22 protein-coding genes are annotated in these 23,510 nt (G+C 68.4%); 3 read left to right on the top strand and 19 right to left on the bottom strand.

Features of this window, described 5'->3' with window-relative positions; translation table 11 throughout:
- Window positions 1-44: 44 nt before the first annotated feature.
- From rsfS to rplU, 9 genes are all read right to left on the bottom strand, one after another.
- A complete protein-coding gene (gene rsfS, locus FB560_RS07165; protein ID WP_141871728.1) occupies window positions 45-422 on the bottom strand; it encodes a ribosome silencing factor in 378 nt (125 codons plus the stop codon).
- Window positions 422-1,576 carry a hypothetical protein gene (locus FB560_RS07160; protein ID WP_141871727.1) on the bottom strand — a complete coding sequence of 385 codons (1,155 nt, stop codon included), beginning with the start codon at window positions 1,574-1,576 and terminating at the stop codon, window positions 422-424. The genes rsfS and FB560_RS07160 overlap by 1 nt, the downstream gene beginning before the upstream one ends.
- Window positions 1,573-2,175, bottom strand: coding sequence for a nicotinate-nucleotide adenylyltransferase (nadD, locus tag FB560_RS07155; protein WP_141871726.1), 603 nt, complete (start codon window positions 2,173-2,175; stop codon window positions 1,573-1,575). Before nadD ends, FB560_RS07160 begins: the two co-directional genes overlap by 4 nt.
- Window positions 2,176-2,181: 6 nt before the next feature.
- Window positions 2,182-2,406, bottom strand: coding sequence for a hypothetical protein (locus FB560_RS07150; protein WP_141871725.1), 225 nt, complete (start codon window positions 2,404-2,406; stop codon window positions 2,182-2,184).
- 51 nt (window positions 2,407-2,457) lie between these two features.
- A complete protein-coding gene (locus FB560_RS07145; protein ID WP_141871724.1) occupies window positions 2,458-3,711 on the bottom strand; it encodes a glutamate-5-semialdehyde dehydrogenase in 1,254 nt (417 codons plus the stop codon).
- Between the two features lie 60 nt (window positions 3,712-3,771).
- Window positions 3,772-4,554: a glutamate 5-kinase gene (gene proB / locus FB560_RS07140; protein WP_141871723.1), complete on the bottom strand. Its 783-nt coding sequence runs from the start codon at window positions 4,552-4,554 to the stop codon at window positions 3,772-3,774.
- Window positions 4,551-6,047, bottom strand: coding sequence for a GTPase ObgE (gene obgE / locus FB560_RS07135; protein ID WP_141871722.1), 1,497 nt, complete (start codon window positions 6,045-6,047; stop codon window positions 4,551-4,553). Before obgE ends, proB begins: the two co-directional genes overlap by 4 nt.
- A 79-nt stretch (window positions 6,048-6,126) precedes the next feature.
- Entirely contained in the window at window positions 6,127-6,384 is a 258-nt protein-coding gene (gene rpmA, locus FB560_RS07130; protein WP_141871721.1) for a 50S ribosomal protein L27, read from the bottom strand.
- A gap of 19 nt (window positions 6,385-6,403) precedes the next feature.
- Window positions 6,404-6,712 carry a 50S ribosomal protein L21 gene (gene rplU / locus FB560_RS07125; protein WP_170198084.1) on the bottom strand — a complete coding sequence of 103 codons (309 nt, stop codon included), beginning with the start codon at window positions 6,710-6,712 and terminating at the stop codon, window positions 6,404-6,406.
- Window positions 6,713-6,923: 211 nt separating this feature from the next.
- Between rplU and FB560_RS07120 the strand changes: the two genes are divergently transcribed.
- The gene (locus tag FB560_RS07120; RefSeq protein WP_141871720.1) at window positions 6,924-7,190 is read left to right on the top strand and encodes a DUF4031 domain-containing protein; all 267 of its coding nucleotides are present in this window, start codon (window positions 6,924-6,926) and stop codon (window positions 7,188-7,190) included.
- Here FB560_RS07120 and FB560_RS07115 read toward each other — a convergent pair.
- Window positions 7,155-9,734 carry an Rne/Rng family ribonuclease gene (locus FB560_RS07115; protein ID WP_188895200.1) on the bottom strand — a complete coding sequence of 860 codons (2,580 nt, stop codon included), beginning with the start codon at window positions 9,732-9,734 and terminating at the stop codon, window positions 7,155-7,157. The genes FB560_RS07120 and FB560_RS07115 overlap by 36 nt on opposite strands.
- 280 nt (window positions 9,735-10,014) lie before the next feature.
- Between FB560_RS07115 and FB560_RS07110 the strand changes: the two genes are divergently transcribed.
- Window positions 10,015-10,632, top strand: a complete 618-nt coding sequence (locus FB560_RS07110) for a vitamin K epoxide reductase family protein (RefSeq protein ID WP_141871719.1) — start codon at window positions 10,015-10,017, stop codon at window positions 10,630-10,632.
- A gap of 175 nt (window positions 10,633-10,807) precedes the next feature.
- Here FB560_RS07110 and ndk read toward each other — a convergent pair whose 3' ends face one another.
- The 5 genes from ndk to FB560_RS07085 form a co-directional block, all read right to left on the bottom strand.
- Window positions 10,808-11,224, bottom strand: a complete 417-nt coding sequence (gene ndk, locus FB560_RS07105; protein ID WP_017830321.1) for a nucleoside-diphosphate kinase — start codon at window positions 11,222-11,224, stop codon at window positions 10,808-10,810.
- Between the two features lies 1 nt (window position 11,225).
- Entirely contained in the window at window positions 11,226-11,639 is a 414-nt protein-coding gene (locus FB560_RS07100) for a DUF4233 domain-containing protein (RefSeq protein ID WP_229673194.1), read from the bottom strand.
- Window positions 11,636-12,988 (bottom strand): bifunctional folylpolyglutamate synthase/dihydrofolate synthase, encoded by a 1,353-nt coding sequence (locus FB560_RS07095; protein ID WP_141871717.1) that lies wholly within the window; start codon window positions 12,986-12,988, stop codon window positions 11,636-11,638. Before FB560_RS07095 ends, FB560_RS07100 begins: the two co-directional genes overlap by 4 nt.
- A complete protein-coding gene (ileS, locus tag FB560_RS07090; RefSeq protein ID WP_141871716.1) occupies window positions 12,985-16,347 on the bottom strand; it encodes an isoleucine--tRNA ligase in 3,363 nt (1,120 codons plus the stop codon). The genes FB560_RS07095 and ileS overlap by 4 nt, the downstream gene beginning before the upstream one ends.
- Before the next feature lie 389 nt (window positions 16,348-16,736).
- Window positions 16,737-17,579: an endonuclease domain-containing protein gene (locus FB560_RS07085; protein WP_141871715.1), complete on the bottom strand. Its 843-nt coding sequence runs from the start codon at window positions 17,577-17,579 to the stop codon at window positions 16,737-16,739.
- A gap of 247 nt (window positions 17,580-17,826) precedes the next feature.
- Here FB560_RS07085 and FB560_RS07080 point away from each other — a divergent pair, with 247 nt between their 5' ends.
- Complete coding sequence (locus FB560_RS07080) at window positions 17,827-18,477, top strand: pentapeptide repeat-containing protein (RefSeq protein WP_141871714.1); 651 nt, start codon at window positions 17,827-17,829, stop codon at window positions 18,475-18,477.
- Here FB560_RS07080 and FB560_RS07075 read toward each other — a convergent pair.
- Genes FB560_RS07075 through FB560_RS07060 form a run of 4 tightly spaced genes read right to left on the bottom strand, consistent with a single transcriptional unit; the run spans window position 18,467 to window position 23,427 of the window.
- A complete protein-coding gene (locus FB560_RS07075) occupies window positions 18,467-20,017 on the bottom strand; it encodes an ATP-binding cassette domain-containing protein (RefSeq protein WP_188895203.1) in 1,551 nt (516 codons plus the stop codon). The two genes, FB560_RS07080 and FB560_RS07075, sit on opposite strands and share 11 nt — an antisense overlap.
- Window positions 20,014-20,826, bottom strand: coding sequence for an ABC transporter permease (locus FB560_RS07070; RefSeq protein WP_141871713.1), 813 nt, complete (start codon window positions 20,824-20,826; stop codon window positions 20,014-20,016). Before FB560_RS07070 ends, FB560_RS07075 begins: the two co-directional genes overlap by 4 nt.
- On the bottom strand, window positions 20,823-21,773 hold the full coding sequence (locus tag FB560_RS07065) for an ABC transporter permease (RefSeq protein WP_141871712.1): 951 nt from the start codon (window positions 21,771-21,773) through the stop codon (window positions 20,823-20,825). The genes FB560_RS07070 and FB560_RS07065 overlap by 4 nt, the downstream gene beginning before the upstream one ends.
- 34 nt (window positions 21,774-21,807) lie before the next feature.
- Complete coding sequence (locus tag FB560_RS07060) at window positions 21,808-23,427, bottom strand: ABC transporter substrate-binding protein (RefSeq protein WP_141871711.1); 1,620 nt, start codon at window positions 23,425-23,427, stop codon at window positions 21,808-21,810.
- Between the last annotated feature and the right edge of the window lie 83 nt (window positions 23,428-23,510).

Genomic DNA, 23,510 nt, shown 5'->3' with positions numbered 1-23,510 from the left:
CCCCGGAGCTGCTGTCGCAGTCCGGGGGCGGCGATCCGTGGGAGTCACTCTCCCGCGACAGGCTCCGCAAGCTCGATCGGGACGACCGGGCAGTCCTTCCAGAGGCGCTCGAGGCCGTAGTAGACCCGCTCCTCCTGGTGGAAGACGTGGACGATCAGGTCGCCGAAGTCCAGGAGGATCCAGCGGGATTCCGCTCGTCCCTCGCGGCGCACGCGCTTGTGGCCGGATTCCAGGAGTTTGTCCTCGACCTCGTCGGCGATGGCGGCGACGTTGCGCTCGCTGTTACCGGTGACGAGAAGGAAGATGTCGACGAGCGGAAGCGGTTCCGACACATTCAGGGCGACGAGGTCTTCGCCGCCCTTGGATGCGGCGGCGTCTGCGGCGATACGCAGCATTTCTTCGGCAGTTTCAGGTGATTGCATCAGAACACATTCGTAGTGAAGGCGAAAATGAGGACGACGCCCAGGGCGAGCGCGAGGCCGCCGGCCGTGATCGCCAGGATGAGCATGAGCTTGTTGCCCTTTTCTGGCGCGGGGGGACGAATCACCTCGCCGGCGGGCTTGATGGTACTGACCGCGGAGCTCGCCGCGATCGGCGTGGGTGAGGACGCGGGAGGCAGCTCGCCGTCGATGAGTACGGCGTCCACCTCCTTGCCGTCTGTCGTGCCGTGCGCATGCCCCTGCGAGCCGATGCCCTGAGGCAGCTCGTAGGAACCCGTGACCAGGATCTCACCCGTGGACGCGACCGGTCCGGAGAGGGAACCTTCACCGGGCGACGGCGTGAAGATGAGGGCGCTCGGCGCGATGTGCTGAGAGCCGGTGGAATCGCTGACCGAGAGAAGCTCGTCGAACGAAGGGGTGAATGGGGCGGGGGCATCCGCCGTGTCGCCGAGGAGTTCTTCTCCGAACGCGGGATTCACGGTGGGGCGCTCGCCCTGCCGCACGTCGTCGTCCGTGTCGGCGACATCGGCGAGCACGTCATCCGCGCCCTCGTCGCTGTCGAGTCCGAGAGCGGCGACGTCGTCAGCGGGCTCGTCGACGACCTCGAGCGGCACCTCGCCGACCGAGTCCGCAGCGCTCACGGCGCTCACCGGCTCGACTGTGGCGATGTCGTCGACGCCTTCATCGTCGTCGTCGACGTCGGAGGGCACCGGGCGGGCGAAATCGGGGACGGCCGACACGATGGCCGGAGAATCGGCGACAGCCGCCTCCTCCGCGACCGGAGCCTCTTCGGCCGGAGAGGCCTCGTGAGCGACCTCGTCCGACCCGGACTCCGTCTCGGCACCGACCACGGGAACAGAAGCGGTACGCACGCGCTCCTGGGCGCGCGCCTGACGGCGGGTGAGCGGAGCGTGATCGACATCGGCGTCCGCGTCGTTCGCCACGGCGGGGGCGGGCGTGACCTCCAAGGACTCTGCCTGCTGCGGCAGCGGAGGCGCCGGGGGCACGACCATATCGGCGGTGGCCGCCGCAGCGGCATCCTCTGGGGTGATGACCGGCGTCGAACCCGTCAGCCGGATCTCCCGCAGCTGCTTACGCGTCAGCGGACCCTGCTCCTGCTGATCCGATGTACTCATGCCTTGCTCCGATACAGATGATGCTTCGCGATGTACTGGACGACACCGTCGGGGACGAGATACCAGACCGGCTGATCGTCGCGAACGCGTTCACGGCAGGCCGTCGAGGAGATCGACAGGGCCGGCACTTCCAGTTGGCTGACGTTGTCGCTCGGGAGGCCGTCAGTACTCAGGACATGTCCTGGGCGAGAGACCGCGACGAAGTGGGCCAACTCCCACAACTCATCATGGTCCCTCCAACTGAGAATTTGCGCTACGGCGTCGGCGCCGGTGATGAAGAAGAGATCTGCGTCTCCGCGATCGCGCTTCAGATCCTTCAACGTGTCGATCGTGTAGGTCGGACCCTCACGGTCGATGTCCACGCGACTGACCGTGAACTGCGGATTGGATGCCGTCGCGATCACCGTCATCAGATAGCGGTGCTCGCTGGGGGTGACCCCCGACTTCTGCCAGGGATGGCCCGTGGGCACGAACACGACCTCATCGAGGTCGAACGAATGCGCCACCTCGCTGGCGGCGACCAGGTGCCCGTGGTGGATGGGGTCGAACGTACCGCCCATCACGCCGATGCGCGGAGCACGCGAGGTCGCTGCATTCATGGGGGCCTAGTGGCCGTGTCCCGCCCCGTGGCTGTCTTTGCCGTGCTTCGCAGCCCAGGCCTCGGCCTTCGCGGAGTGACGGTTGGCGACGTTCTTGTAGGACAGCGTCACCAGTCCGAGGAACGCGAACACGATCGCCGCGATGACCCCGAAGATGAGGGTCTCGAGGGCGACGTTGCCATGGTGCTCGGTTTCGGCAGCGGCCATCGCGATCTGTGCGACGAGGTTCATCGGGGCTCCGTTTCATGACCGGGTACGGTACAGCGTCCCCCAGTCTAGTCCTCAGCCGCGCGTCTGCCCTGATCCACGCGCCAGCCACTTGGTGCTGGTCAGTTCCGCCAACCCCATCGGACCTCGCGCGTGCAGCTTCTGCGTCGAGATGCCGACTTCGGCGCCGAACCCGAACTCCGCACCGTCCGTGAAGCGCGTCGAGGCGTTCGCCATCACGACGGCCGAATCGACCTCGGCGAGGAAGCGCTCGATGTTGCGGGAGTCCGTGGAGATGATCGACTCCGTGTGCCCGGTGCTGTAGCGGCGGATGTGATCGAGCGCGTCATCGAGGGAGTCGACGACCTTGATCGCGATGTCCAGGCTGAGGTACTCCGTCTCCCAGTCCTCCTCGGTCGCGGGGATGACGTTCGAGACGAGTCCGGCGACGATGTCGTCTCCGTGGACGCTCACGCCTTCGCTCTGCAGGGCGCTCGCGACGAGAGGGATCAGTCGCGGCGCCGCCTGGCGGTGCACGAGGACCGTCTCGACCGCGTTGCAGACGCTCGGGCGCTGCGCCTTGGCGTTCACGACGATGTCACGCGCCCAGTCGTCGGGTGCGCTCTCGTCGAGCAGGATGTGCACGTTGCCTGCTCCTGTCTCGATCACCGGGACCGTCGACTCGGTCACGACGGTCTCGATCAGACCTGCGCTGCCGCGCGGCACGAGCACGTCGATGAAGCCGCGGCCGTGCATGAGGGCCTTCGCCCCGTCTCGACCGAAGTCATCCACCGTCTGGATCGCTTCGGCGGTGATGCCCGCCGTCTCCAGCGCCTCGCGCATGACGCGCACGAGGACTGTGTTCGACTCGAGTGCTGCGCTTCCTCCGCGCAGCACGACGGCGTTGCCCGAACGCAGTGCGAGGGCGGCGATGTCGACCGTGACATTGGGACGCGCCTCGTAGATCGCTCCGACCACCCCGAACGGCACGCGCACCTGTTCGAGAGCCACGCCGTTCGGCATCCGGTGCCCGCCGACCACCCGGCCGACCGGGTCGGGGAGAGCCGCTACCTGACGCACGGCGGACGCCAACGCCGCGACGCGCTTGTCATCCAGACGCAGACGGTCGATCAGCGACTCGCCGATGCCATCGGCCCGCCCCCGGGCGATGTCGAGCGCATTCGCTTCGATGATCGGAGCCGCGTTCGACTCCAGCGCGACGGCGATGGCTTCGAGCGCACGCGCCTTGTCGTCACTCGTGAGGGCGGCGATCGAGCGAGAGGCGTCCTTTGCGCGCTCGAGACGCACCTGAGGGGTCTGGTCGGTCATCCGCCCAGTCTAGAGCGTGCCGGATCACCCGGATCGGTGCGTGACGTCCCTGGGAGACGGTCAGACGGCGGGCTCGAACCAGGTGCCGATCTCGGCCCCGGCGAGGGCTTTGTCTACGAGGTCCGCACTGGTGACGAGCACACCGATCCCTGATGCGGCTGCGAGTCGGGCAGCCGAGACCTTGGTCGCCGCTCCCCCGGTGCCGACGCTGTTGACGACGGTCGCGCCGAACTCGAGTCCGCTCAGGTCCGCATCCGCGGCGATGACGTCGATCGGCTCCGCCCCCGGGTCGGACGGCGGCTTGGTGTACAGCGACTCGATGTCGCTGAGCAGGATGAGCGCGTCCGCGCCGATCAGCTGCGCGACGAGCGCACCGAGGCGGTCGTTGTCGCCGAAGCGGATCTCCTGCGTGGCGACCGTGTCGTTCTCGTTCACGATGGGCAGGACGCGCAGGCTCATCAACCGCTCCATCGCACGCCGCGCGTTGCTGCGCGAGGTCGGGTTCTCGAGGTCACCCGTCGTCAGGAGCACCTGCCCCGCGACGATCTCGAAGGGGCGCAGCGACTCCTGGTAGCGGTACACGAGCATCGTCTGCCCGACGGCCGCGGCCGCCTGCTGCGTGGCGAGGTCCGTGGGCCGGGCATCGAGCTGCAGGAAGGGGATGCCGGTCGCGATCGCTCCGGACGAGACCAGCACGACCTCGGCGCCGCGTGCGTGCGCGGCAGCCAGGGCCTCGACGAGCACGGGGATGCGCCAGGACGACTCTCCACTGATCGAGGACGACCCCACCTTCACGACGATGCGTGACGCGGTGGCGAGATCAGCCCGCGACCGTGCGGTCACTCCTCGTCTCCCCGGTAGGCGGCGAGACGCTGAGCTTCCACCTCTGCTCGGGCTTCGGCCTTGGCATCCATGCGCTCGTAGTAGGTCTCACGGCGCTCGGACGTGGTGCGGCGCGCGTTGGGCGCGAGTCGCGGGTCGGTGCCTCGCGGGGCCGTCATGAGCTCGGCGGCCGAGGTCATGGTCGGCTCCCAGTCGAACACGATGCTGTCGGCCTCGCCGATCACGACGGTGGAGCCCTGAACGGCTCCGACGCGGAACAGCTCGTCCTCGACGCCGAGACGCTCCAGGCGATCGGCCAGGTAGCCCACGGCCTCTTCGTTCTGGAAGTCGGTCTGCTGCACCCAGCGCACCGGCTTCTCGCCGAGGATGCGGTACACGTTGCCGTACGTCCCACCCTCCACGCGGATGCTGAACTCCTTCTTGGAGCGGCGCGGACGGATGACGATGCGCTCGGGCACCTCGACGACGGTCTCGGCGCGGTGCTTCTCGACGATCTCGCCCAGCGCGAAGGTCAGCGGACGCAGCCCCTCGTGGGAGATGGTCGAGATCTCGAAGACGCGGAACCCGCGGGCCTCGAGGTCGGGGCGGACGAGCTCGGCGAGGTCGCGCGCCTCAGGCACATCGACCTTGTTGAGGGCGATGAGCTGCGGACGCTCCAGAAGCGGCGTCTGGCCCTCCGGCACCTCGTACGCGGCGAGCTCACCGAGGATCACGTCGAGGTCGGAGATCGGGTCGCGACCCGGCTCGAGCGTCGCGCAGTCCAGCACGTGCAGCAGCGCGGAGCACCGCTCGACGTGGCGCAGGAACTCGAGTCCCAGACCGCGGCCCTCGCTGGCTCCCTCGACGAGACCGGGCACGTCGGCGACCGTGTAGCGGGACTCGCCGGCCTGGACGACACCGAGGTTCGGGTGCAGCGTGGTGAACGGGTAGTCGGCGATCTTCGGCCGCGCGGCCGAGATGGCACCGATCAGGCTCGACTTGCCGGCGGACGGGTAGCCGACCAGCGCGACGTCGGCCACGGTCTTGAGCTCGAGGACGACATCGCCCTCGTATCCGGGCGTGCCGAGCAGTGCGAAACCGGGAGCCTTGCGCTTCGGCGATGAGAGCGCGGCGTTGCCCAGGCCGCCCTGCCCACCGGCGGCGACGACGAAGCGCTCCCCCGGCACGATCATGTCGATCAGCACCTGACCGTCGGGAGACTTCACGACAGTGCCGACCGGGACCGGGAGCTCGAGGGTCTCGCCCATGAATCCGGCACGGTGGTCGCCCATGCCGGGTCCGCCGTTCCCGCCGGAGCGGTGCGGCGAGTGGTGGTAGGACAGCAGGGTGCCCGTCTGGGTGTCGGCGACGAGCACGACGTCTCCGCCGTCTCCGCCGTTTCCGCCATCAGGGCCGCCCAGCGGCTTGAACTTCTCGCGGTGGACCGAGACACAGCCGTTCCCGCCCTTGCCGGCGCGCAGATGCAGCGTCACGGTGTCGACGAAGCTGACCATGTCGAGTTCCCCTCAGATACACGGACGGGGCGAGCCGAAGCCCGCCCCGAACCGGATGATTGTGTGTGTCGTGCTGCGATTACTCGCCGGCGACGACGATGTTGATGACCTTGCGGCCACCCTTGGCGCCGAACTGGACCGCGCCTGCGGCCAGAGCGAACAGCGTGTCGTCTCCGCCACGGCCGACGTTCACGCCGGGGTGGAAGTGCGTGCCGCGCTGGCGGACGATGATCTCGCCGGCGTTGACCTGCTGACCGCCGAAGCGCTTCACGCCGAGGCGCTGTGCGTTGGAGTCACGACCGTTACGGGTGGAGCTTGCGCCCTTTTTATGTGCCATGTCCTGGTCTCCTCGGTCTTTACTTGATGCCGGTGATCTTGACGCGCGTGAGCTCCTGGCGGTGGCCCTGACGCTTCTTGTAGCCGGTCTTGTTCTTGTACTTCTGGATGATGATCTTCGGTCCGCGCAGGTTGCCGATGACCTCAGCCGTGACCTTGACCTTCGCGAGCTTGTCAGCGTCGGTGGTCACAGAGGTGCCATCGACGAGCAGCACGGCCGCGAGCTCGATGTTCTCGCCCTGGGCAGCCTTCACACGATCGAGCTGAACGATCGTGCCGACCTCGACCTTCTCCTGCCGCCCACCGGCGCGCACTACTGCGTAAACCACTTCATACCTGTTTCGTTGGGGAGCAAAGCGCTCCGAGAATCTCACGGGAAGACTGTTGCTTGCATGCACCGCGGGCGGCGGGTGCGAACGCAAGGCTCTCCACTCCGACCGACGAGGACGGGGCGGCATACGCACCAAGGGACTACTTTACCGGATGCCGGACCCTGTCGCAAAGTGAGCCACGGGGTGTGTCCGGCCATAGGCTGACAAAATGACCATACTCGTCGACGACCCGCTCTGGCCCGCCCACGGTCGACTCTGGGCGCACCTGGTCAGCGACGACAACCTGGATGAACTGCACGCGTTCGCACGGGCGCACGATGTGCCCGCGCGCGCGTTCGACCTCGACCACTACGACGTTCCGGAGGAGATCATCCCCCGTCTCCTCACAGCCGGCGCTCAGCACGTCGGCGGCAAGGAACTGGTGAGACGACTGATCGCCTCAGGCCTCAGGATCCCCGCTCGCGACCGGCGCTGAGCTCTCGCCGTTCACCGACACCGGGGTGCCGGTCAGGGCAGCAGTGCTGACCCGACGCCGCCCACGGCCCTGACCGGGCGCCTTGGGCTCGGGAAGAGCGTCCAGCACCGAGTCGAGCAGCTGCTCGGCAGGCGACTTCGGACCGTTGCGGTCAGCCCCCCGCTTCTTGCGAGCCTTCTTGGGGCGCTCGGCCTTGGCAGGAGCCTCGGTCGTCGCTTCGGGGAGCTCGACGGCGACCTCGGCGACCTCGGCGTTCGGCGCGAGCGTCGAGGCGGCGATCTGCGCGAGTGCGGACTTCGCGCCCTCGGGGATGCTGTGCGTCACCGTCGCCGCGGGCGGGGCGCTCTGGTTCTGACCGCCGCCGTTGCCGTTGCCGTTGCCGCCGCGCTGACGACGGCCGCTCTGGTTGCCGTTGCCGTTGCTCTGGCTGTTGCCGTTGCTGTTCCCGTTGCCGTTGGAGCGGTGCTTCACGACCGGGTCGTGGTGCACGATCACGCCGCGACCGGCGCAGACCTCGCACGCCTCGCTGAAGGTCTCCAGCAGGCCGAGCCCGAGCTTCTTACGGGTCATCTGCACGAGTCCGAGCGAGGTGACCTCGGCGACCTGGTGCTTCGTGCGGTCGCGGCTCAGGCATTCGATCAGACGCCGCAGCACGAGGTCGCGGTTCGACTCGAGCACCATGTCGATGAAGTCGACGACGATGATGCCGCCGATGTCGCGCAGGCGCAGCTGCCGGACGATCTCCTCCGCGGCCTCGAGGTTGTTCTTGGTGACCGTCTCCTCCAGGTTGCCGCCGGAACCGACGAACTTCCCGGTGTTGACGTCGACCACGGTCATGGCCTCGGTGCGGTCGATCACGAGCGAACCGCCGGAGGGCAGCCAGACCTTGCGGTCGAGGGCCTTCTCGATCTGCTCGGTGATCCGGAACGCGTCGAAGGGATCGGTCTCGTCCTCGTAGGAGTCGACACGCTCGAGCAGATCGGGGGCGACGCTCTCGAGGTAGGCGCGGATGGTGCGCTGCGCCTCTTCGCCCTGGATCAGCATCTTCGTGAAGTCCTCGTTGAAGACGTCACGGACGATCTTGACGAGCAGGTCAGGCTCAGCGTGCAGGAGCGCGGGAGCCTGCTGGTTCTCGACCTGCTTCTGGATGTGCTCCCACTGGCTGGTGAGGCGCTGCACGTCGCGGGTGAGCTGGTCTTCCGTCGCGCCCTCGGCGGCCGTGCGGACGATCACGCCGGAGGATTCCGGCAGGACCTCCTTCAGGATGCGCTTGAGGCGCGCGCGCTCGTTGTCGGGGAGCTTGCGGCTGATGCCGTTCATCGATCCACCGGGCACGTACACGAGGTAGCGGCCGGGCAGGGAGATCTGACTCGTCAGCCGTGCGCCCTTGTGCCCGACCGGGTCCTTCGTGACCTGCACCAGCACACGGTCGCCCGGCTTCAGAGCGAGCTCGATGCGGCGGGGCTGGTTGCCGGTCTCGACGCCGTCCCAGTCGACCTCGCCGGAGTACAGCACCGCGTTGCGGCCGCGGCCGATGTCGACGAACGCGGCCTCCATGCTCGGGAGCACGTTCTGCACGCGACCGAGGTAGACGTTCCCGATCAGCGACGCATCCTGGTTGCGGGCCACGTAGTGCTCGACGAGGACGCCGTCTTCGAGGACGCCGATCTGGGTGCGGCCGTTCTTCGAGCGGACCACCATCATGCGGTCGACGGACTCGCGGCGGGCGAGGAACTCGGCCTCGGTCACCACAGGGCGGCGACGGCCGGCATCGCGACCGTCACGGCGGCGCTGCTTCTTCGCCTCCAGGCGGGTGGAACCCTTGATGGCCTTGGGCTCGGTGATGTACTCGACGACGCGCTGACGCTGGCGCGGCTCTTCGCGCTGGTCGTCTCCGTCGGAGCCTCCGCGGCGGCGGCGACCGCGGCGGGCCGATGTCGACTCCTCCTGCGGCTGCTCGCGCTCGGCGATGCGGTCGAAGATCCGCTCACGCTCGGGGCGTGCGGGCAGCGGGACGATCGCCGGTGCGTAGAAGTGGAGCTGCGTGGAGACCTGCGAGACGAAGACCTCGGGCAGCAGTCCCAGCGAGACCGCGGTGACCGGGGCCGGAGCGGCAGGCTCCTCGGGTGCAGCAGGAATCTCTGCGGCGGGGGCCTCCGCTGCGGAAGCGTCGTCGGACGGCGCCTCCTCGGTGGGAGCGTCCTCGGCGGGAGCCTCCTCAGCCGGAGCCTCCTCGGCGGGAGCTTCCTCAGCGGGAGCCTCGTCAGCAGGAGCATCCACCGCAGCAGAACCATCCTCGGAGGGAGTCTCATCAGCCACGGCATCCGCTACCGGGGCGTCCTCCTCGACCGGAGCATCCTCTGCAGCATTCTCCTCAGCGGGCACGGTCGAGTCGCCGTCCGTCGTGGCGAGATCCGTCGGGACCTCGGCCGCTTCCTGGGGCGCGACCTCTGCGTCGGGAGCCGTGGGCTCCGTCAGCTGCTCCGCGGCGTCAGCCGGGAAGTCGAGGGTAGGGGTGTTGTTGTCATTGTTCTCGTCGGCCATCTCTGGCTTGCTCCCTGCGCGGGCACTAGGTGCTCCGCGAAATCTCATGCGGCACCCGCAGGTGTCGCGAACTCATTCCGTCTGCGACCGGCTCATGGCTCTGATCGCTGGGGCATGGGGCCCCGAAGTCTGCGTCAATACGTGTGACGGCGGCGCCGCTCATCGCATCACAGGCCATTATCGCATCATGTGAGCCCGATCGTGGCATCTCGGCTCCGACGCGGTGTTTTCTCCGGTGCGTTCACGCCACATCCATAGCCGTCGCTGAGATAATCCACATATGAGCGAGCAGCGCACCCGCCCCGTCATCTACGCCGTCTGGCTGATCATCGCGAGTGTGATCGGGTGGTTCGCCGCCTTCCAGCTCACGATGGACAAGTTCATCCAGCTCGCGAACCCCGAGGCAGATCTGAGCTGCAACGTCAGCGTGATGATCCAGTGCGGCAAGAACCTCGGATCCTGGCAGGGCGAGGTGTTCGGCTTCCCGAACCCGATCCTCGGAATCGCCGGCTGGATGGCTCCGCTCTTCGTCGGCGTCGCCTTGCTCGCCGGAGCACGTTTCCCGCGCTGGTTCTGGGCGACCTTCGGCGCTGGCGTCACCCTCGCCTTCGTCTTCGTGTGCTGGCTGATCGGACAGAGCCTCTACGCCTCGAACCTCGGCGTGCTGTGCCCCTGGTGCATGCTCACCTGGTCGGTGACCATCCCGACGTTCTTCGCCACCATGCTGCATCTCACCAGGAACGGCACCTTCACTCGCAATGAGAAGGTTCAGGCACGGGCGAACAGCCTGATGGCCTGGGTTCCCCTGGCGACTGTGCTCGCCTATGCGTTCATCATCCTCCTGGTACAGCTGCGCGGCCTCGACCTTCTCGGCGAGGTCATCGGCATGATCTTCTGATCTGCGCCCCAAGCTCGCGCTTTAGTTGACGCTCCACACAGGGTCGGGGCTCCACACGCCACGCGTGCAGGACCCCGAGCGCAACTTTTAGAAAAGGCCAACCGCTAGCGCACCGTGGGCGCGGCATACGAAGGCCCGCCCACTTTGCAGTGGGCGGGCCTTCGTATGAACGGGCTCAGTCGAACCAGATGCCGAGCTCGCGCGCCGCGGACTCGGGGCTGTCGGAGCCGTGCACCAGGTTCTGCTGCACCTTGAGCCCCCAGTCGCGACCGAAGTCGCCACGGATCGTGCCAGGTGCGGCGGTGGTCGGGTCGGTCGTGCCGGCGAGGGAACGGAAGCCCTCGATCACGCGGTTGCCCGCGAGACGGATGGCGACCGAGGGGCCGGAGAGCATGAACTCGAGGAGCGGCTCGTAGAACGGCTTTCCCTCATGCTCTGCGTAGTGCTCGGCGAGCAGGTCGCGATCCGGCTCCACGAGACGGATGTCGACGAGCGCGTAGCCCTTCGCTTCGATGCGGGCGAGGATCGCGCCGGTCAGGCCGCGCGCGACGCCGTCGGGCTTGACGAGGACGAGGGTTTCTTCGGTGGCCATGTCATTCACTCTCTGTCTGAGTCTCTGTCGAGGGCTCGGCGGGACGTCGTGCGTCCAATCGGGCCCCTCCGATGGTCGCATACGCCCACATGCCGCCGAAAATCACGACGACGAGCAGGATCGCGGGAACGAGGATGGCGGAGAGGGCGACGATCACCTGGATGACCCATCCCGCCGTGATCGCCCAGGGCTTCGCCGCCATACCCGCGATCGCGATGCAGGCGAGTGCCAGGACGGCACCGCCCACGATCGCCCACCACTGCTCGATGCCGGCGGGCAGCGCCTTCAGCCCGAACACCGTGAGCCCGGCGAGGAAGACGACGATCGCCTCGAAGCCGAGGACGATCGGCGCCAGCTTCTGCACCAGCGTGCGCGGGGGCCGAGGAGCACGGGCCGGCGTCGCGTCCGCGCTCATGCGCGCCACCCCGACTTCCAGTCCTCTTCCTCCGACAGCGCGATGGCCTCACCGGCGAGCACGACGGATCCGGCGATGACGACGGCACGACGGTCGGACGATGCGGCCCATTCGCGGGCGGCATCCGCGGCCTCGGCCAAGGTGTGGTGCACGGTGGCGCGGTGACCGGTCTGCTCGACGAGGTCGGCGATGGCATCCGCATCACTCGCCCGGTCGGAGTCGGGGGCCGTGGCGAACACGTGCGCGACTCCGGGGGCGAGCTGCGCGACGATTCCCGCCGCGTCCTTGTCTCCCAGGACGCCCAGCACCAGACCCCACTCGTCGAAGTCGAAGCTGTCGTCCAGCGCCTGCGCGAGCGCCTGCGCGCCGTGCGGATTGTGCGCAGCATCCACGACCACCGTGGGGGCGATGCCCAGAAGCTGCAGACGTCCCGGTGAGGTGGTGCCCTGCAGTCCGTCGGAGATGATGTCGCCCGCGATCCGCTGGGAGGCACCGCCGATGAGGGACTCGACCGCGGCCACGGCGAGGGCGGCGTTGTGCCCCTGGTGCGCGCCGTACAGCGGCAGGTACTCCTCGGAGTACTCCCCCGCGAGCCCGCGGATCGAGAGGAGCTGGCCGCCGACGGCGAGCTTCTGGTCTGTGAGGCCGAACTCGTCGCCCTCGAAGGCGATGGTCGCGTTGCGTTCGGCGGCGACCCGGCGCAGGACCTCTGCGGCCTCGGCCGGCTGCTGAGCGGACACGACCGCCGCGCCCTCCTTGATGATCCCGGCCTTGACCTGCGCGATCTCGGCGATCGTGCGGCCCAGGCGGTCCGCGTGGTCGATGTCGATCGGCGCGAACACCGCGACGTCTCCATCCGCCGTGTTCGTGGAGTCCCACTCCCCGCCCATGCCGACCTCGAGCACCAGCACATCCACGGGCGCATCCGCGACCGCCACGAAGGCGAGCACGGTCAACAGCTCGAAGAACGTCAGCGGTTCCTCGCCGTCGGCCTCCAGCTCGGCGTCGACGATCCCGACGAATGGCTCGATCTCGTCCCAGGCGTCGGCGAACGCCGCATCCGCGATCGGTTCGCCGTCGATCATGATCCGCTCGGTGAAGCGCTCCAGGTGCGGGCTCGTGAACAGTCCGGTACGCAGCTCGTGCGCCCGCAGCAGGCTCTCGATCATGCGCGCGGTGGAGGTCTTGCCGTTCGTGCCGGTGATGTGCACGACGCGGTAGGTGCGCTGCGGGTCATCCAGATACGCCAGGATCCGCGCAGTGCGCTCCTTGCGCGGCTGCACCCAGCGCTCCCCCGCGCGACTCAGGAGAGTCTCGTAGACGGCATCCGCCCTGTCCTTGTCGCTCATGCTCCTGCTCCGATCCGGCTGACGGCGATCGTGAAGTCCTCGCGGTTGGCGTACGTCCCCTTCGGGATCACGGCAGTGAACTCGGCGAACGGCAGCTCCGCATCGCCGCGCGACAACGAGTGCTCCAGGGCGAGCGTCTCCCCCGCGACCTCGGCGATCTCGAAGGCGGCCGAGACGGCATCCGCATCCTCATCGCTCGCGAAACGCAGGTCCAGACGGATGCGGTCGCTCACGTCGAAGTCCGCGTTCTTGCGCGTCTCCTGCACAGCACGGATGACGTCGCGCGCGAGGCCCTCGGCCTCCAGCTCCGGTGTCGTCTGCGTGTCGAGCAGCACGAAACCGCCGGTCGGGACGATCGCGAGCGCCTCCCCTTCGGGCCGTCCGGTGGTCTCCAGCACGAGCTCGTACTCCGACGGCTCCAACGGGATGCCTCCGGCCGTGACCACGCCGTCGGTCTCGGACCAGTCGCCCGCCTTGGCGGCCTTGATCACGGTCTGCACGTTCTTGCCCAGACGCGGTCCGGCCGCGCGGGCGTTGACGCTCAGACGGTGGTCGATGCCGTACGACACCGCGGTGTCCTCGGCGAGCGGCACGAGCTCGACGGACTTCACGTTGAGCTCCTCGCGCAGGATGTCCTCGAACTGGCCGAGGGTCACCGCGAGCGGCGAGACCACCGTGAGCCGGGCGAGGGGAAGCCGCACGCGCAGCTTCTCCTTCTTGCGCAACGCGTTGCCGACGCTGGACAGCTCGCGCACCGCATCCATCGCGTCGCGGATCTCGTCCGCCGCGGGGAACTGCGCGTCATCCGGCCAGTCCGTCAGGTGCACGCTGCGCCCGCCGGTGAGGCCCTGCCAGACGCGCTCGCTGATCAGCGGCACGAGCGGCGCGGCCACGCGGGTCAGCGTCTCCAGCACCGTGTACAGCGTGTCGAACGCCTCGCGGCTCTTCGGGTCCTCGGTGACTCCGACCCAGAACCGATCGCGCGAGCGGCGGATGTACCAGTTCGTGAGCACCTCGGCGAAGTCGCGCAGACGCGCGGCCGCGGTCGTCGAGTCGAGACCTTCGAGGTCGACGCGCACCTCGCGCACCAGATCTCCGAGTCGGGCCAGGATGTAGCGGTCGAGCACGTCGGTCGAGTCCGTGCGCCACATCGCCTCGTAGCCGTCCGAACCGGAGGCGTTGGCGTAGGTCGCGAAGAAGTACCACGAGTTCCACAGCGGCAGCAGGAACTCACGCACGCCGGAGCGGATGCCCTCCTCCGTCACCGCGAGGTTGCCACCGCGCAGCACCGAGCTCGACATCAGGAACCAGCGCATCGCGTCGGAACCGTCGCGATCGAGCACCTCCGAGACGTCCGGATAGTTGCGCAGCGACTTCGACATCTTGTAGCCGTCGCTGCCCAGCACGATGCCGTGGCAGCTCACACCGGTGAAGGCGGGACGGTCGAACAGCGCGGTCGACAGCACGTGCATGACGTAGAACCAGCCACGTGTCTGCCCGATGTACTCGACGATGAAGTCGGCAGGGGCGTGCGAGTCGAACCACTCCTGGTTCTCGAACGGGTAGTGCACCTGGGCATAGGGCATCGACCCCGAGTCGAACCACACGTCGAAGACGTCTTCGATGCGGCGCATCGTGCTCTTGCCGGTGGGGTCGTCCGGGTTCGGACGGGTGAGGTCGTCGATGTACGGACGGTGCAGATCGATCTCGCCCTCGGGGTTGCGCGGCAGCGTGCCGAAGTCGCGCTCCAGATCCTCCAGCGAGCCGTATGCGTCGACGCGCGGGTACTCCGGGTCGTCGCTCTTCCAGATCGGGATCGGTGAGCCCCAGTAACGGTTGCGGCTGATCGACCAGTCGCGCGCACCCTCGAGCCACTTGCCGAACTGTCCGTGCTTGACGTTCTCCGGCACCCAGGTGATCTGCTCGTTGTTGGCGAGCATGTCGTCCTTGATGTCCGTCACACGGATGAACCAGCTCGACACGGCCTTGTAGATCAGGGGGTTCCGGCAGCGCCAGCAGTGCGGGTACGAGTGCTCGTAGCTCTGCAGGCGGATCAGGCGCCCGTTCTCGCGGATGAGGCGCACCAGCGGGGTGTTCGCGTCCATCCAGAGCTCGCCGGCGACGTCGGTGACGTTCGGGAGGAAGCGTCCACCGTCGTCGAGCGAGAGGATCGTCGGGATGCCGGCGGCGCCGGCGACGCGCTGGTCGTCCTCACCGTAGGCCGGGGCCTGGTGCACGATGCCGGTGCCGTCGCTGACCGTGACGTAGTCGTCGACCAGGATGCGCCAGGCGTTCTCCGTACCGTAGGTCTCCTCATCCGCGTAGTAGTCGAACAGGCGGTCGTAGGTGACATCCTCGAGCTCGGCGCCGCGAACCGTCGCATCGACCGCGGCGAGCGCGTCATCGATGCCCTCGTAGCCGAGGTCCTTGGCATACCCGCCGAGGAGTTCACGTGCGAGGAGGTAGCGATGCGCGGAGGCTTCGACCGCAGCATCCGTCGTGCCGGCGGCCTGGTGCACGTCAGCCGCCCCGTTCGGACCGGCGGGAAGCACCACGTACTCGATCTCGGGCCCCACGGCGAGCGCGAGGTTGGTCGGAAGGGTCCAGGGCGTGGTCGTCCAGGCGAGGGCGCGCACGCCGGTGAGACCGAGAGCCTCGGCCTTGGCGCCGGTGAGCGGGAAGGTGACCGTGACGGACGGGTCCTGGCGCATCTGGTAGACGTCGTCATCCATGCGCAGCTCGTGCGCGGACAGCGGAGTCTCGTCGCGCCAGCAGTACGGCAGCACCCGGTAGCCCTCGTACGCGAGCCCCTTGTCGTAGAGCGTCTTGAAAGCCCAGAGCACGCTCTCCATATAGCCGAGGTCGAGCGTCTTGTAGCCGCGCTCGAAGTCGACCCAGCGCGCCTGGCGGGTGACGTAGTCCTGCCACTCGTGCGTGTAGGCGAGGACGGAGCTCTTGGCCTTCGCGTTGAAGACGTCGATGCCCATGGCCTCGATCTCGCTCTTCTCGGTGATCCCGAGCTGCTTCATCGCCTCGAGCTCGGCGGGGAGACCGTGCGTGTCCCATCCGAAGACCCGGTCGACCTTGTGACCGGTCATGGTCTGGAAACGCGGGAACACGTCCTTGGCATACCCCGTGAGCAGGTGACCGTAGTGGGGCAGGCCGTTGGCGAAGGGGGGACCGTCGTAGAACACCCACTCGGGCGAGCCTTCACGCTGCGCGATCGAGGCGCGGAAGGTGTCATCCGCTTCCCAGAACGCGAGCACCTCCTCCTCGATCTGCGGGAAGCGCGGGCTGGGCGCGACGGTGCTGTTCGAAGTGTCGGCGGCGGGGCCGAAGGAGGAACGGGGGTAGGTCATCGTGTCTCGCAGTGGTCGTCGTGGCGGATGCTCCTGCGAGGACGATCCTCACGGACCGCGGTACCACCTCACGTGCACGCCCTCCCCCTGCGGTTCGGTCGCACCACTCTCACTGCGGCTGTGACGGGCCTGCCCCGCTCGGTTCTACTGGGTCCGTTGCCGGACTGTTCTTCCGAGAGCTCCCCGGTGATGCCGGATCGATGCTCGTGCCTCCAGTGTACGCGTGTGTCGGGCTTCGGAGTTCTGTCGTGTTCAGGAGCGCTTCGCGGCCGCTGCTCCGGGCGCGCGGCCCCCCATCGGACGCCTGACTCGGCCTTGTGCAGCTCCCTCGGCCAGAATCGGAGAATTCGGCCGAGGCACGCGTACGTGGCCGAGCGGAGGAGCCGCACTTACCGCGGTCTGTGCAGCCCTTGCGCGATCGCCCGCATGACCGTCTCCTGCACGGTCGGCCACTCGAACATGACCTGCGTGTACGACATCCGAATGACGTGATAGCCCATCAGCATCAAATCAGCATCGTGCCGGATGTCCTCGGTGCGCTGCGATCCCACGTGATGCGAGCCGTCGATCTGAAGCACCAGCCGGTCGCCCACCAACGTGTCCACCCGATGACCCGCGATCCAGATCTGCACCCGGATCGGCAGGCGCAGCCAGCGCAGACGCTCGCGAAGGTAGGTCTCGAGTCCGGCGTCCGCGAAGGGCATGGCGCGCTCGAGGATTCGCCGAGCGGCCGGCCGCCACGCGTACCCTCGCAGTCCGTCGATCGTGACGAGGGACTTGCTCAAAGCGGACTCCCACGTGGCCAGTCCGTGCTCGAACGACTCGCACTCCGCGAGAGAGGCCAGCACGTTCTCGATTCCATCGACCAGAGAATCGGGATGCCGCGGCACGAGCGGCGCACCCCAGTGCTTCTTGACGGCGATCGGTCGGCCGCTCGCGGCGTTCGGCGAGACGGCCACGTGCGGCAGTCCACCTGCGTCATGCAGCCACAGCCCCAGTCGGGCCGCTTGCGTGCGGCATGTCACCACGACACCATGGCGAGCAGCCTGCACCAGGAGAGGGTCCGCGTTCTCCGACGCGATCCATCCCCGACGAGGCCGGGAGAGGGCGTTGCTGGCTGTGGCGGCATCCAACGTCGTGCGCCTGAATCCGTGCTCGACCAGCCGAGCAGTTCGCACGACCCCACCGAGCGCCTCGACCAGCGCCAACAGTGCCTCCACGCTTCTGGACATCCCTCCAGCATCCGAGCATCCGTGGTCAGGTCAGGCGCTGAAACCGCAATCTGTGCAGAGCACGCCAGGCCGCGCAGCTGTGAAGGCGAGCTCTCGCCGTCCCACCCCGACACCTCGCTCGGCCAATGACAGTTCCCTCGGCCGGATTCCGCGGATTCGGCCGAGGGAAGCGCGTATGGCCGAGGGAAGCGCTGCGGGACCGCGACCTGCCCCTCCCCGTGTCGGCAACACCCCGTACGCTCGGAGCATGGCCCGCTCGACCGAATCCCCCGCTGCGCCGCGGGTCTCACCGCCCGACCTTCCCGACGAGTTCACCCCGGCTCTCCCGGCCCGGAATGCCGACCTCATCGCGGCGACGCTCGACGTCAGCGGCACCGTCGACCTCGCCTATGCCTCGCTCGAGCAGTGCCGGGTGACGGCGGATGCCGATGCCGTCGACCTGACCGGTGGCACGATCCTCGATGTCGAGCTCGCCGACGCGCGTATCGCCTCGCTCCGCCTGCGTGGCGCCGGTGTGCGCCGACTGCGCATCGTGGGCGGACGCATCGGCACTCTCGATCTGAGCACGGCGCGCATCTCGGAGCTCGAGCTGACCGGGGTGCGCATCGACTACCTCAACCTCGGAGCAGCGCGCGCAGCCGACGTCGAGATCTCGGACTGCCGCATCCGCACGCTCGACATCCCTCAGGCGGAGCTCACCCGCGTGCGGTTCACCCGCACCACGTGCGATGAGGTCGATCCGCGCGGCATGCGTGCCACCGACGTCGACCTGCGCGGCCTCGACGCTCTGTCGTTCCTCGACGCGATCAGTCTCCGCGGCACCACACTCACCGAATTCCAGGTGCAGCAGCTGGCCCCGGTCATCGCGGCCGGCCTCGGCATCCAGATCAAGGGCTGACGGACGGCTCCGCTTCCGTGGGAGGAACGCCACCGCCGTTCGCGGCGAGCAATTCCCGCGTGAACGGATGCCGGGGCGTGTCGAACACCTCGGCGATACTGCCCTGTTCGACGATGCGTCCGTCCTGCATCACGAGCACCTCGTCGGCCACGGCCCGGACCACGTCGAGGTCGTGCGAGACGAAGACCATCGTGAGCCGGCGTTCGCGCTGCAGGCGCAACAGCAGCTGCAGCACCCGCTCCCGCACCGACGGGTCGAGCGCTGACACCGGTTCATCCAACACCAGCACGTCCGGATCTGCGGCGAGTGCCCGGGCGATCGCCGCACGCTGTCGCTGACCGCCCGACAACTCTGCCGGACGCCGCGCGGCGAGCCCTGGGTCGAGGTCGACCTCGCCGAGAAGCTCCTCGACCCGACGCTGCCGCTGCGCCCGCGGCACACCACCGGCAGCGAGCGCCTCGCGCAGGGAGCGGCCGATCGACCACCGCGGGTCGAAGGCGCCGAGGGGATTCTGATGCACGAGCTGGACGCGGTGCCCCGGCTCCTCGTGCAGCTCCCCCTGGTCGGGCTGCTCCACTCCCATGATCATGCGCGCGAGCGTCGTCTTGCCGGAACCGGACTCTCCCACGATCCCCAGCGTGCGTCCCTGCGAGACGACGAAGGTGGCGTCGATCACGGCGGGCAGCCCCGCGAACGCCTTCGACACCGCGGTCGCTGTCAGCACGGGTGCGGCGGCACCGAGGTCCGAGATCCGCGGCTCATGGATGGTGGCCGCGATGAGCTGGCGCGTGTACGGATGCTGCGGCGACTCCAGCACCTCCGTCACGGTGCCGGACTCCACGACCTCGCCCCGCCGCATCACCAGCACCCGATCCGCGAGGCGCCGCACGGCAGCGAAGTCATGACTCACGAACACGACCGCGGTCCCGGCATCCGCGATCGCTCGCAGCAGGTCGAGGATGCGCGCCTGCACGGTCGCGTCGAGTGCGGTCGTGGGCTCATCCGCGACGAGCACGGCCGGCGCGGCCGCTATCGCCGAGGCGATCAGCGCGCGCTGGCGGAGACCTCCGGACAGCTCATGCGGGTACTGCCTGGCGCGGCGTTCCGGTTCCGGCATCCACACGCGTCGTAGCAGCGCCTGCACCCGGTCGCCGATGGCATCGTCTCCCCGTGCTGCGGGATGCAACCGCAGCGGCTCCGCGATCTCCGAGCCGATCCGCTGCAGAGGGTCGAGCGCGACGAGCGCGTCTTGCGAGACCAGGGCGATCTCCGCGCCCCGGATGCGCCGCCAGGCGGACTCCTTCCACCCTCGCACGTCGTCTCCCCCGACACGCAGACGATCGGCATCCACTCGCGCAGTCGACGGAGCGAGACCGAGCAGGGCGCGCGCGGTCAGCGACTTCCCGGCGCCCGACTCCCCGACGATCGCGACGCATTCCCCGGCGGACACCGTGAAGGAGACTCCGTCCACCACGAGTGCGCCCTCGAAGCCGATCCGCAGATTCTGCACATCGAGCACGGACGGTGACATGTCGGTCATCGCGTCCTCCCCTCGGAGCGGGCTCTCAGCATCCGTCCGACGACCGTCGCCGCGACCACCGTGAGGGTGATCGCGATGCCGGGGAACACCGAGATCCACCACGCCTGACCCAGCACGTTGCGGCCTCCCGCGAGCATCAGCCCCCACTCGGGAGTCGGCTCTGCGGGACCGAGTCCGAGGAAGCTGAGTCCCGAGGCCGCGAGGATGGCCGATCCGATACCGATCGTCGCGAGCACACTCAACGAACCGAGCACACCGGGCAGCACGTGGCGCAGGAACGCCGGCACGGCCGGCACTCCGAGGATCCGTGCGGCCTCCACATGTTCGGCGACGCCCAGCGTGCGGGTCTGCACCCGTGCCAGGCGGATGTACACGGGCACGGCCGCCAACGTCACGGCCAGAGCGACGTTGATCGGCCCGGGGCCGAGGATCGCGATCACCACGAGCGCGACGAGGAACTCGGGGAAAGCCATCAGCACATCGTTGACGCGCATCAGGGTGACATCCACGCCCCGAGGCGCGATACCGGCGAGCGCTCCGACCGCGAGCCCGACGACGACGGCGATCGCGGTCGCGAGCAGCCCGACGCCCACCGAGCGTCCAGCGCCGTACACCACACGGGAGTACACGTCACGGCCGCTCTGATCGGTGCCGAACAGATGCCCGTCCCCCGGGGGCAGCAGCGCCCCGCGCACGTCGGTCTGCAGCGGATCGTGCGTCGCGAGCACACCGGGGAAGGCCGCTGCGAACGCGATCAGGAGCAGGACGGCGACCGCGCACCACAGCAGCACTCGCTGCGCCCGCCTCATCGTCGCGCCCCTGAGACGGGGGCGGCCCGGTGCAGGCGGGGATCGATGAGCGGATGCACCAGCTCGACGATCACGTTCACGATCACGAACACGAGGGCGCTGAGCAGGATGATGCCGGAGATGACGGGAAGATCCCGGTCGCTGATCGCAGCGAGGGTGACGCGGCCGAGTCCCGGGCGGGCGAACACCGTCTCGACCAGCACCGCGCCACCGAGCACCGACCCGGTGAGATATGCGGTGAGCGTCACCGCACTGGACGCACCGTGTCGCAGTCCATGCCGCAGCGTGAACCATCCACGACTGGCGCCCCGCGCGCGCACGGTCTCGGCGAACGGCATCCGCTCCGCCTGAATGAGTCCATCGCGCAGCACCTGTCCGAGCAGCGCAGCGACCGGCAGGGCGAGAGTAACCGCCGGCAAGACGATCGTCGCCGGATTGCGACTGCCGGAGACCGGGAACCACCCGAGGCCGAAGGCGAACACACTCAGGAGCACCAGACCGATCCAGAACACCGGCGATGACAGCACGATGAGTTCGATCCCGGTGGCCACCGCGCGCGCCACCTCGCCGCGCGCGAGCAGGGCGACCACGAGGGCGACCACCACCGCGATCCCGAGCGCGAGAGCCGACAGCTGCAACGTCGCGCCGAGCTGCCGACCGATGACCTCGGTCACCGGCAGCCGTAGCTGGTAGGACTCACCGAGGTCTCCACGCACGAGCTGCCCGAGGTACGCCAGGTACTGCTCGAACGGCGGGCGATCCAATCCGAGCTCGGTGCGGATGCCGTCCTTCACGGCCTCGCTGACCTGAGCCTGCGGGCCGAGCATGACCGACACCGGGTCGCCGGGGATCACACGGAACGCGAGGAACGCGACCGTGGCGGCACCCCACAGCACGATGACCACGGAGGCGACGAGCCCGGCGATCCGCAGGAGCACAGCCTTCACCGCTCCCCCTCCACGCCGCGGAATCGCCCCGCGCTCAGCCGACCGTCACATCGTAGAACAGGGGCCGACCGTAGAGGTCGTAGTCGAGGCCGTCCAGACGTTCGCCCACCGCCGTGATCGCGGACGGGCTGTAGAGGGGCACGATCGCCGTGTACTCGGCGTTCCACTCCTGCAGCTGCGTGTAGAGCGCGTTGCGCTCGTCCTGGTCGCTCGTCGCGACGGCCGTGTCGAGCAGCGTGTCCAGCTCGGGATCCGACACCTGGGATGCGTTCTGGAATCCGTCGGTGTGCAGGTGGCTGCGCAGCAGATCGGGGTCGACGCCGGAGAAGCCCCAGTCCGTCAGGTCGAAGGTCTTGGGACCGTACTGCTCGTTGTAAGCGCCCGGCTCGAGCACCTCGCGCACGACCTCGAACCCGATGTCCTTCAGATCGGACTGGATGGCGTTGGCCAGGGCCGCGCGGTCGTCAGGTACAGGAGTCCAGGCGATCCAGCGCACGGAGAGGCGCTTGCCGTCTTTGGTGCGGTACCCCTCGTCGTCGCGCTCCGTCCAGCCCGCCTCGTCGAGGAGCGTGTTCGCCGCATCCGGGTCGAACGCCCAGGTGCCCTCCAACGCCGCGTCGTAACCGGGGGTGGTCGATCCGAGCACGCTCCACGCGCGCGGGAACTGTCCGAAGAAGATCTCCTCGACGGCCGCATCGATGTCGATGCCGCGTGCGAACGCCTGACGCACCTTCTCGTCGGAGAACACGCCGTACTTCTCGTTCAGGTACAGGGAGTACGGAAGGCCCGGGTACTCGATCGAGTCGACCGTGACTCCGGCGCCGAGGTCCTTGGCGAGGTTCGGCGGGATGTTGCTCGCGAGGTCCGACTCTCCGCTCTCCACCACACCGGCACGCACGGACGCCTCGGGCTGGATCTCCACCCGCAGCGTCTCGAAGGCCGGTGCCTTCTCGCCGTGGGGACCCCAGGCGTAGTCATCGTTCCGGGTGTACACGAGCTCCTGATCGGGCGTGTACTCGGTCAGCTCGAACGGCCCGGTGCCGACCGTGATACCGGGGCCTCCGGCCTTGAGCTTGTCCGCCGAGTCCGCCAACACGGCGGGCGAGTAGAAGCCGAGCTGCGGTGTGCTCGCCGCCTGCAGGAACGGGGCGTAAGGCTGCGAGAACCTCACCGTGACGGTGTGATCGTCGACGACCTCCGTGCCCTCGTAGAAGTCGGCGCCGAGCATGCTGGCCGCCTGCGCCGATGCGGTCTCGGGGTCGACGATGCGGTCGAGGTTCGCCTTGACGGCCGCCGCGTCGAACGGCTCCCCGTCGTGGAAGGTCACGTCGTCGCGGAGCGTGAAGGTGTACTCGGTGCTGTCGGGCGAGACCGTCCAGTCGGTCGCGAGCCACGGCGAGAACGTGCCGTCGTCCTCCTGGAAGACGAGCGAGTCCAGCACCGCACGCTGCACCATGCCCGACACGTCGAGCTGACTGACCTGCGGGTCCATGTGGCCTGCGGACAGGTTCGCCCCCTCGATCGACCAGACGAGTTCGGCGTCGTCGTCGCCGCCGTTCTGCGCGGCGGGAGTGGCGCAGGCGCTGAGCACGAGCGCGGCGGTCGCGGCGAGCGCGGCGAAGGGCAGGAGACGGCGCACGGGTCTTGCGGGCATGGCGATTCCTCAGGAAGAACGGATCGGGATGTCCCCAGTCTAGGGCGGATTCTTGGACTGGGTCGAAGAGTGACGGCATCCGT

Origin of the sequence: Microbacterium saperdae (genome assembly GCF_006716345.1) — a bacterium.
GTDB classification, from domain to species: domain Bacteria; phylum Actinomycetota; class Actinomycetes; order Actinomycetales; family Microbacteriaceae; genus Microbacterium; species Microbacterium saperdae.
Note: the sequence above shows the minus strand (reverse complement) of the source record. Positions and strands in the feature narration are given on the sequence as shown.

What these genes read in the sequence shown, in the direction of transcription:
- FB560_RS07145 (WP_141871724.1), bottom strand. Translation starts at nt 3,711, where the DNA reads ATGACCGACCAGACCCCTCAGGTGCGTCTCGAGCGCGCAAAGGACGCC.
- FB560_RS07075 (WP_188895203.1), bottom strand. Translation starts at nt 20,017, where the DNA reads ATGACCGACATGTCACCGTCCGTGCTCGATGTGCAGAATCTGCGGATC.
- FB560_RS07085 (WP_141871715.1), bottom strand. Translation starts at nt 17,579, where the DNA reads ATGTCCAGAAGCGTGGAGGCACTGTTGGCGCTGGTCGAGGCGCTCGGT.
- obgE (WP_141871722.1), bottom strand. Translation starts at nt 6,047, where the DNA reads ATGGTCAGCTTCGTCGACACCGTGACGCTGCATCTGCGCGCCGGCAAG.
- FB560_RS07150 (WP_141871725.1), bottom strand. Translation starts at nt 2,406, where the DNA reads ATGAACCTCGTCGCACAGATCGCGATGGCCGCTGCCGAAACCGAGCAC.
- rsfS (WP_141871728.1), bottom strand. Translation starts at nt 422, where the DNA reads ATGCAATCACCTGAAACTGCCGAAGAAATGCTGCGTATCGCCGCAGAC.
- FB560_RS07080 (WP_141871714.1), top strand. Translation starts at nt 17,827, where the DNA reads ATGGCCCGCTCGACCGAATCCCCCGCTGCGCCGCGGGTCTCACCGCCC.
- FB560_RS07160 (WP_141871727.1), bottom strand. Translation starts at nt 1,576, where the DNA reads ATGAGTACATCGGATCAGCAGGAGCAGGGTCCGCTGACGCGTAAGCAG.
- FB560_RS07100 (WP_229673194.1), bottom strand. Translation starts at nt 11,639, where the DNA reads ATGAGCGCGGACGCGACGCCGGCCCGTGCTCCTCGGCCCCCGCGCACG.
- FB560_RS07060 (WP_141871711.1), bottom strand. Translation starts at nt 23,427, where the DNA reads ATGCCCGCAAGACCCGTGCGCCGTCTCCTGCCCTTCGCCGCGCTCGCC.
- nadD (WP_141871726.1), bottom strand. Translation starts at nt 2,175, where the DNA reads ATGAATGCAGCGACCTCGCGTGCTCCGCGCATCGGCGTGATGGGCGGT.
- FB560_RS07070 (WP_141871713.1), bottom strand. Translation starts at nt 20,826, where the DNA reads ATGAGGCGGGCGCAGCGAGTGCTGCTGTGGTGCGCGGTCGCCGTCCTG.
- rpmA (WP_141871721.1), bottom strand. Translation starts at nt 6,384, where the DNA reads ATGGCACATAAAAAGGGCGCAAGCTCCACCCGTAACGGTCGTGACTCC.
- ileS (WP_141871716.1), bottom strand. Translation starts at nt 16,347, where the DNA reads ATGACCTACCCCCGTTCCTCCTTCGGCCCCGCCGCCGACACTTCGAAC.
- ndk (WP_017830321.1), bottom strand. Translation starts at nt 11,224, where the DNA reads ATGGCCACCGAAGAAACCCTCGTCCTCGTCAAGCCCGACGGCGTCGCG.
- FB560_RS07115 (WP_188895200.1), bottom strand. Translation starts at nt 9,734, where the DNA reads ATGGCCGACGAGAACAATGACAACAACACCCCTACCCTCGACTTCCCG.
- FB560_RS07110 (WP_141871719.1), top strand. Translation starts at nt 10,015, where the DNA reads ATGAGCGAGCAGCGCACCCGCCCCGTCATCTACGCCGTCTGGCTGATC.
- FB560_RS07095 (WP_141871717.1), bottom strand. Translation starts at nt 12,988, where the DNA reads ATGAGCGACAAGGACAGGGCGGATGCCGTCTACGAGACTCTCCTGAGT.
- FB560_RS07120 (WP_141871720.1), top strand. Translation starts at nt 6,924, where the DNA reads ATGACCATACTCGTCGACGACCCGCTCTGGCCCGCCCACGGTCGACTC.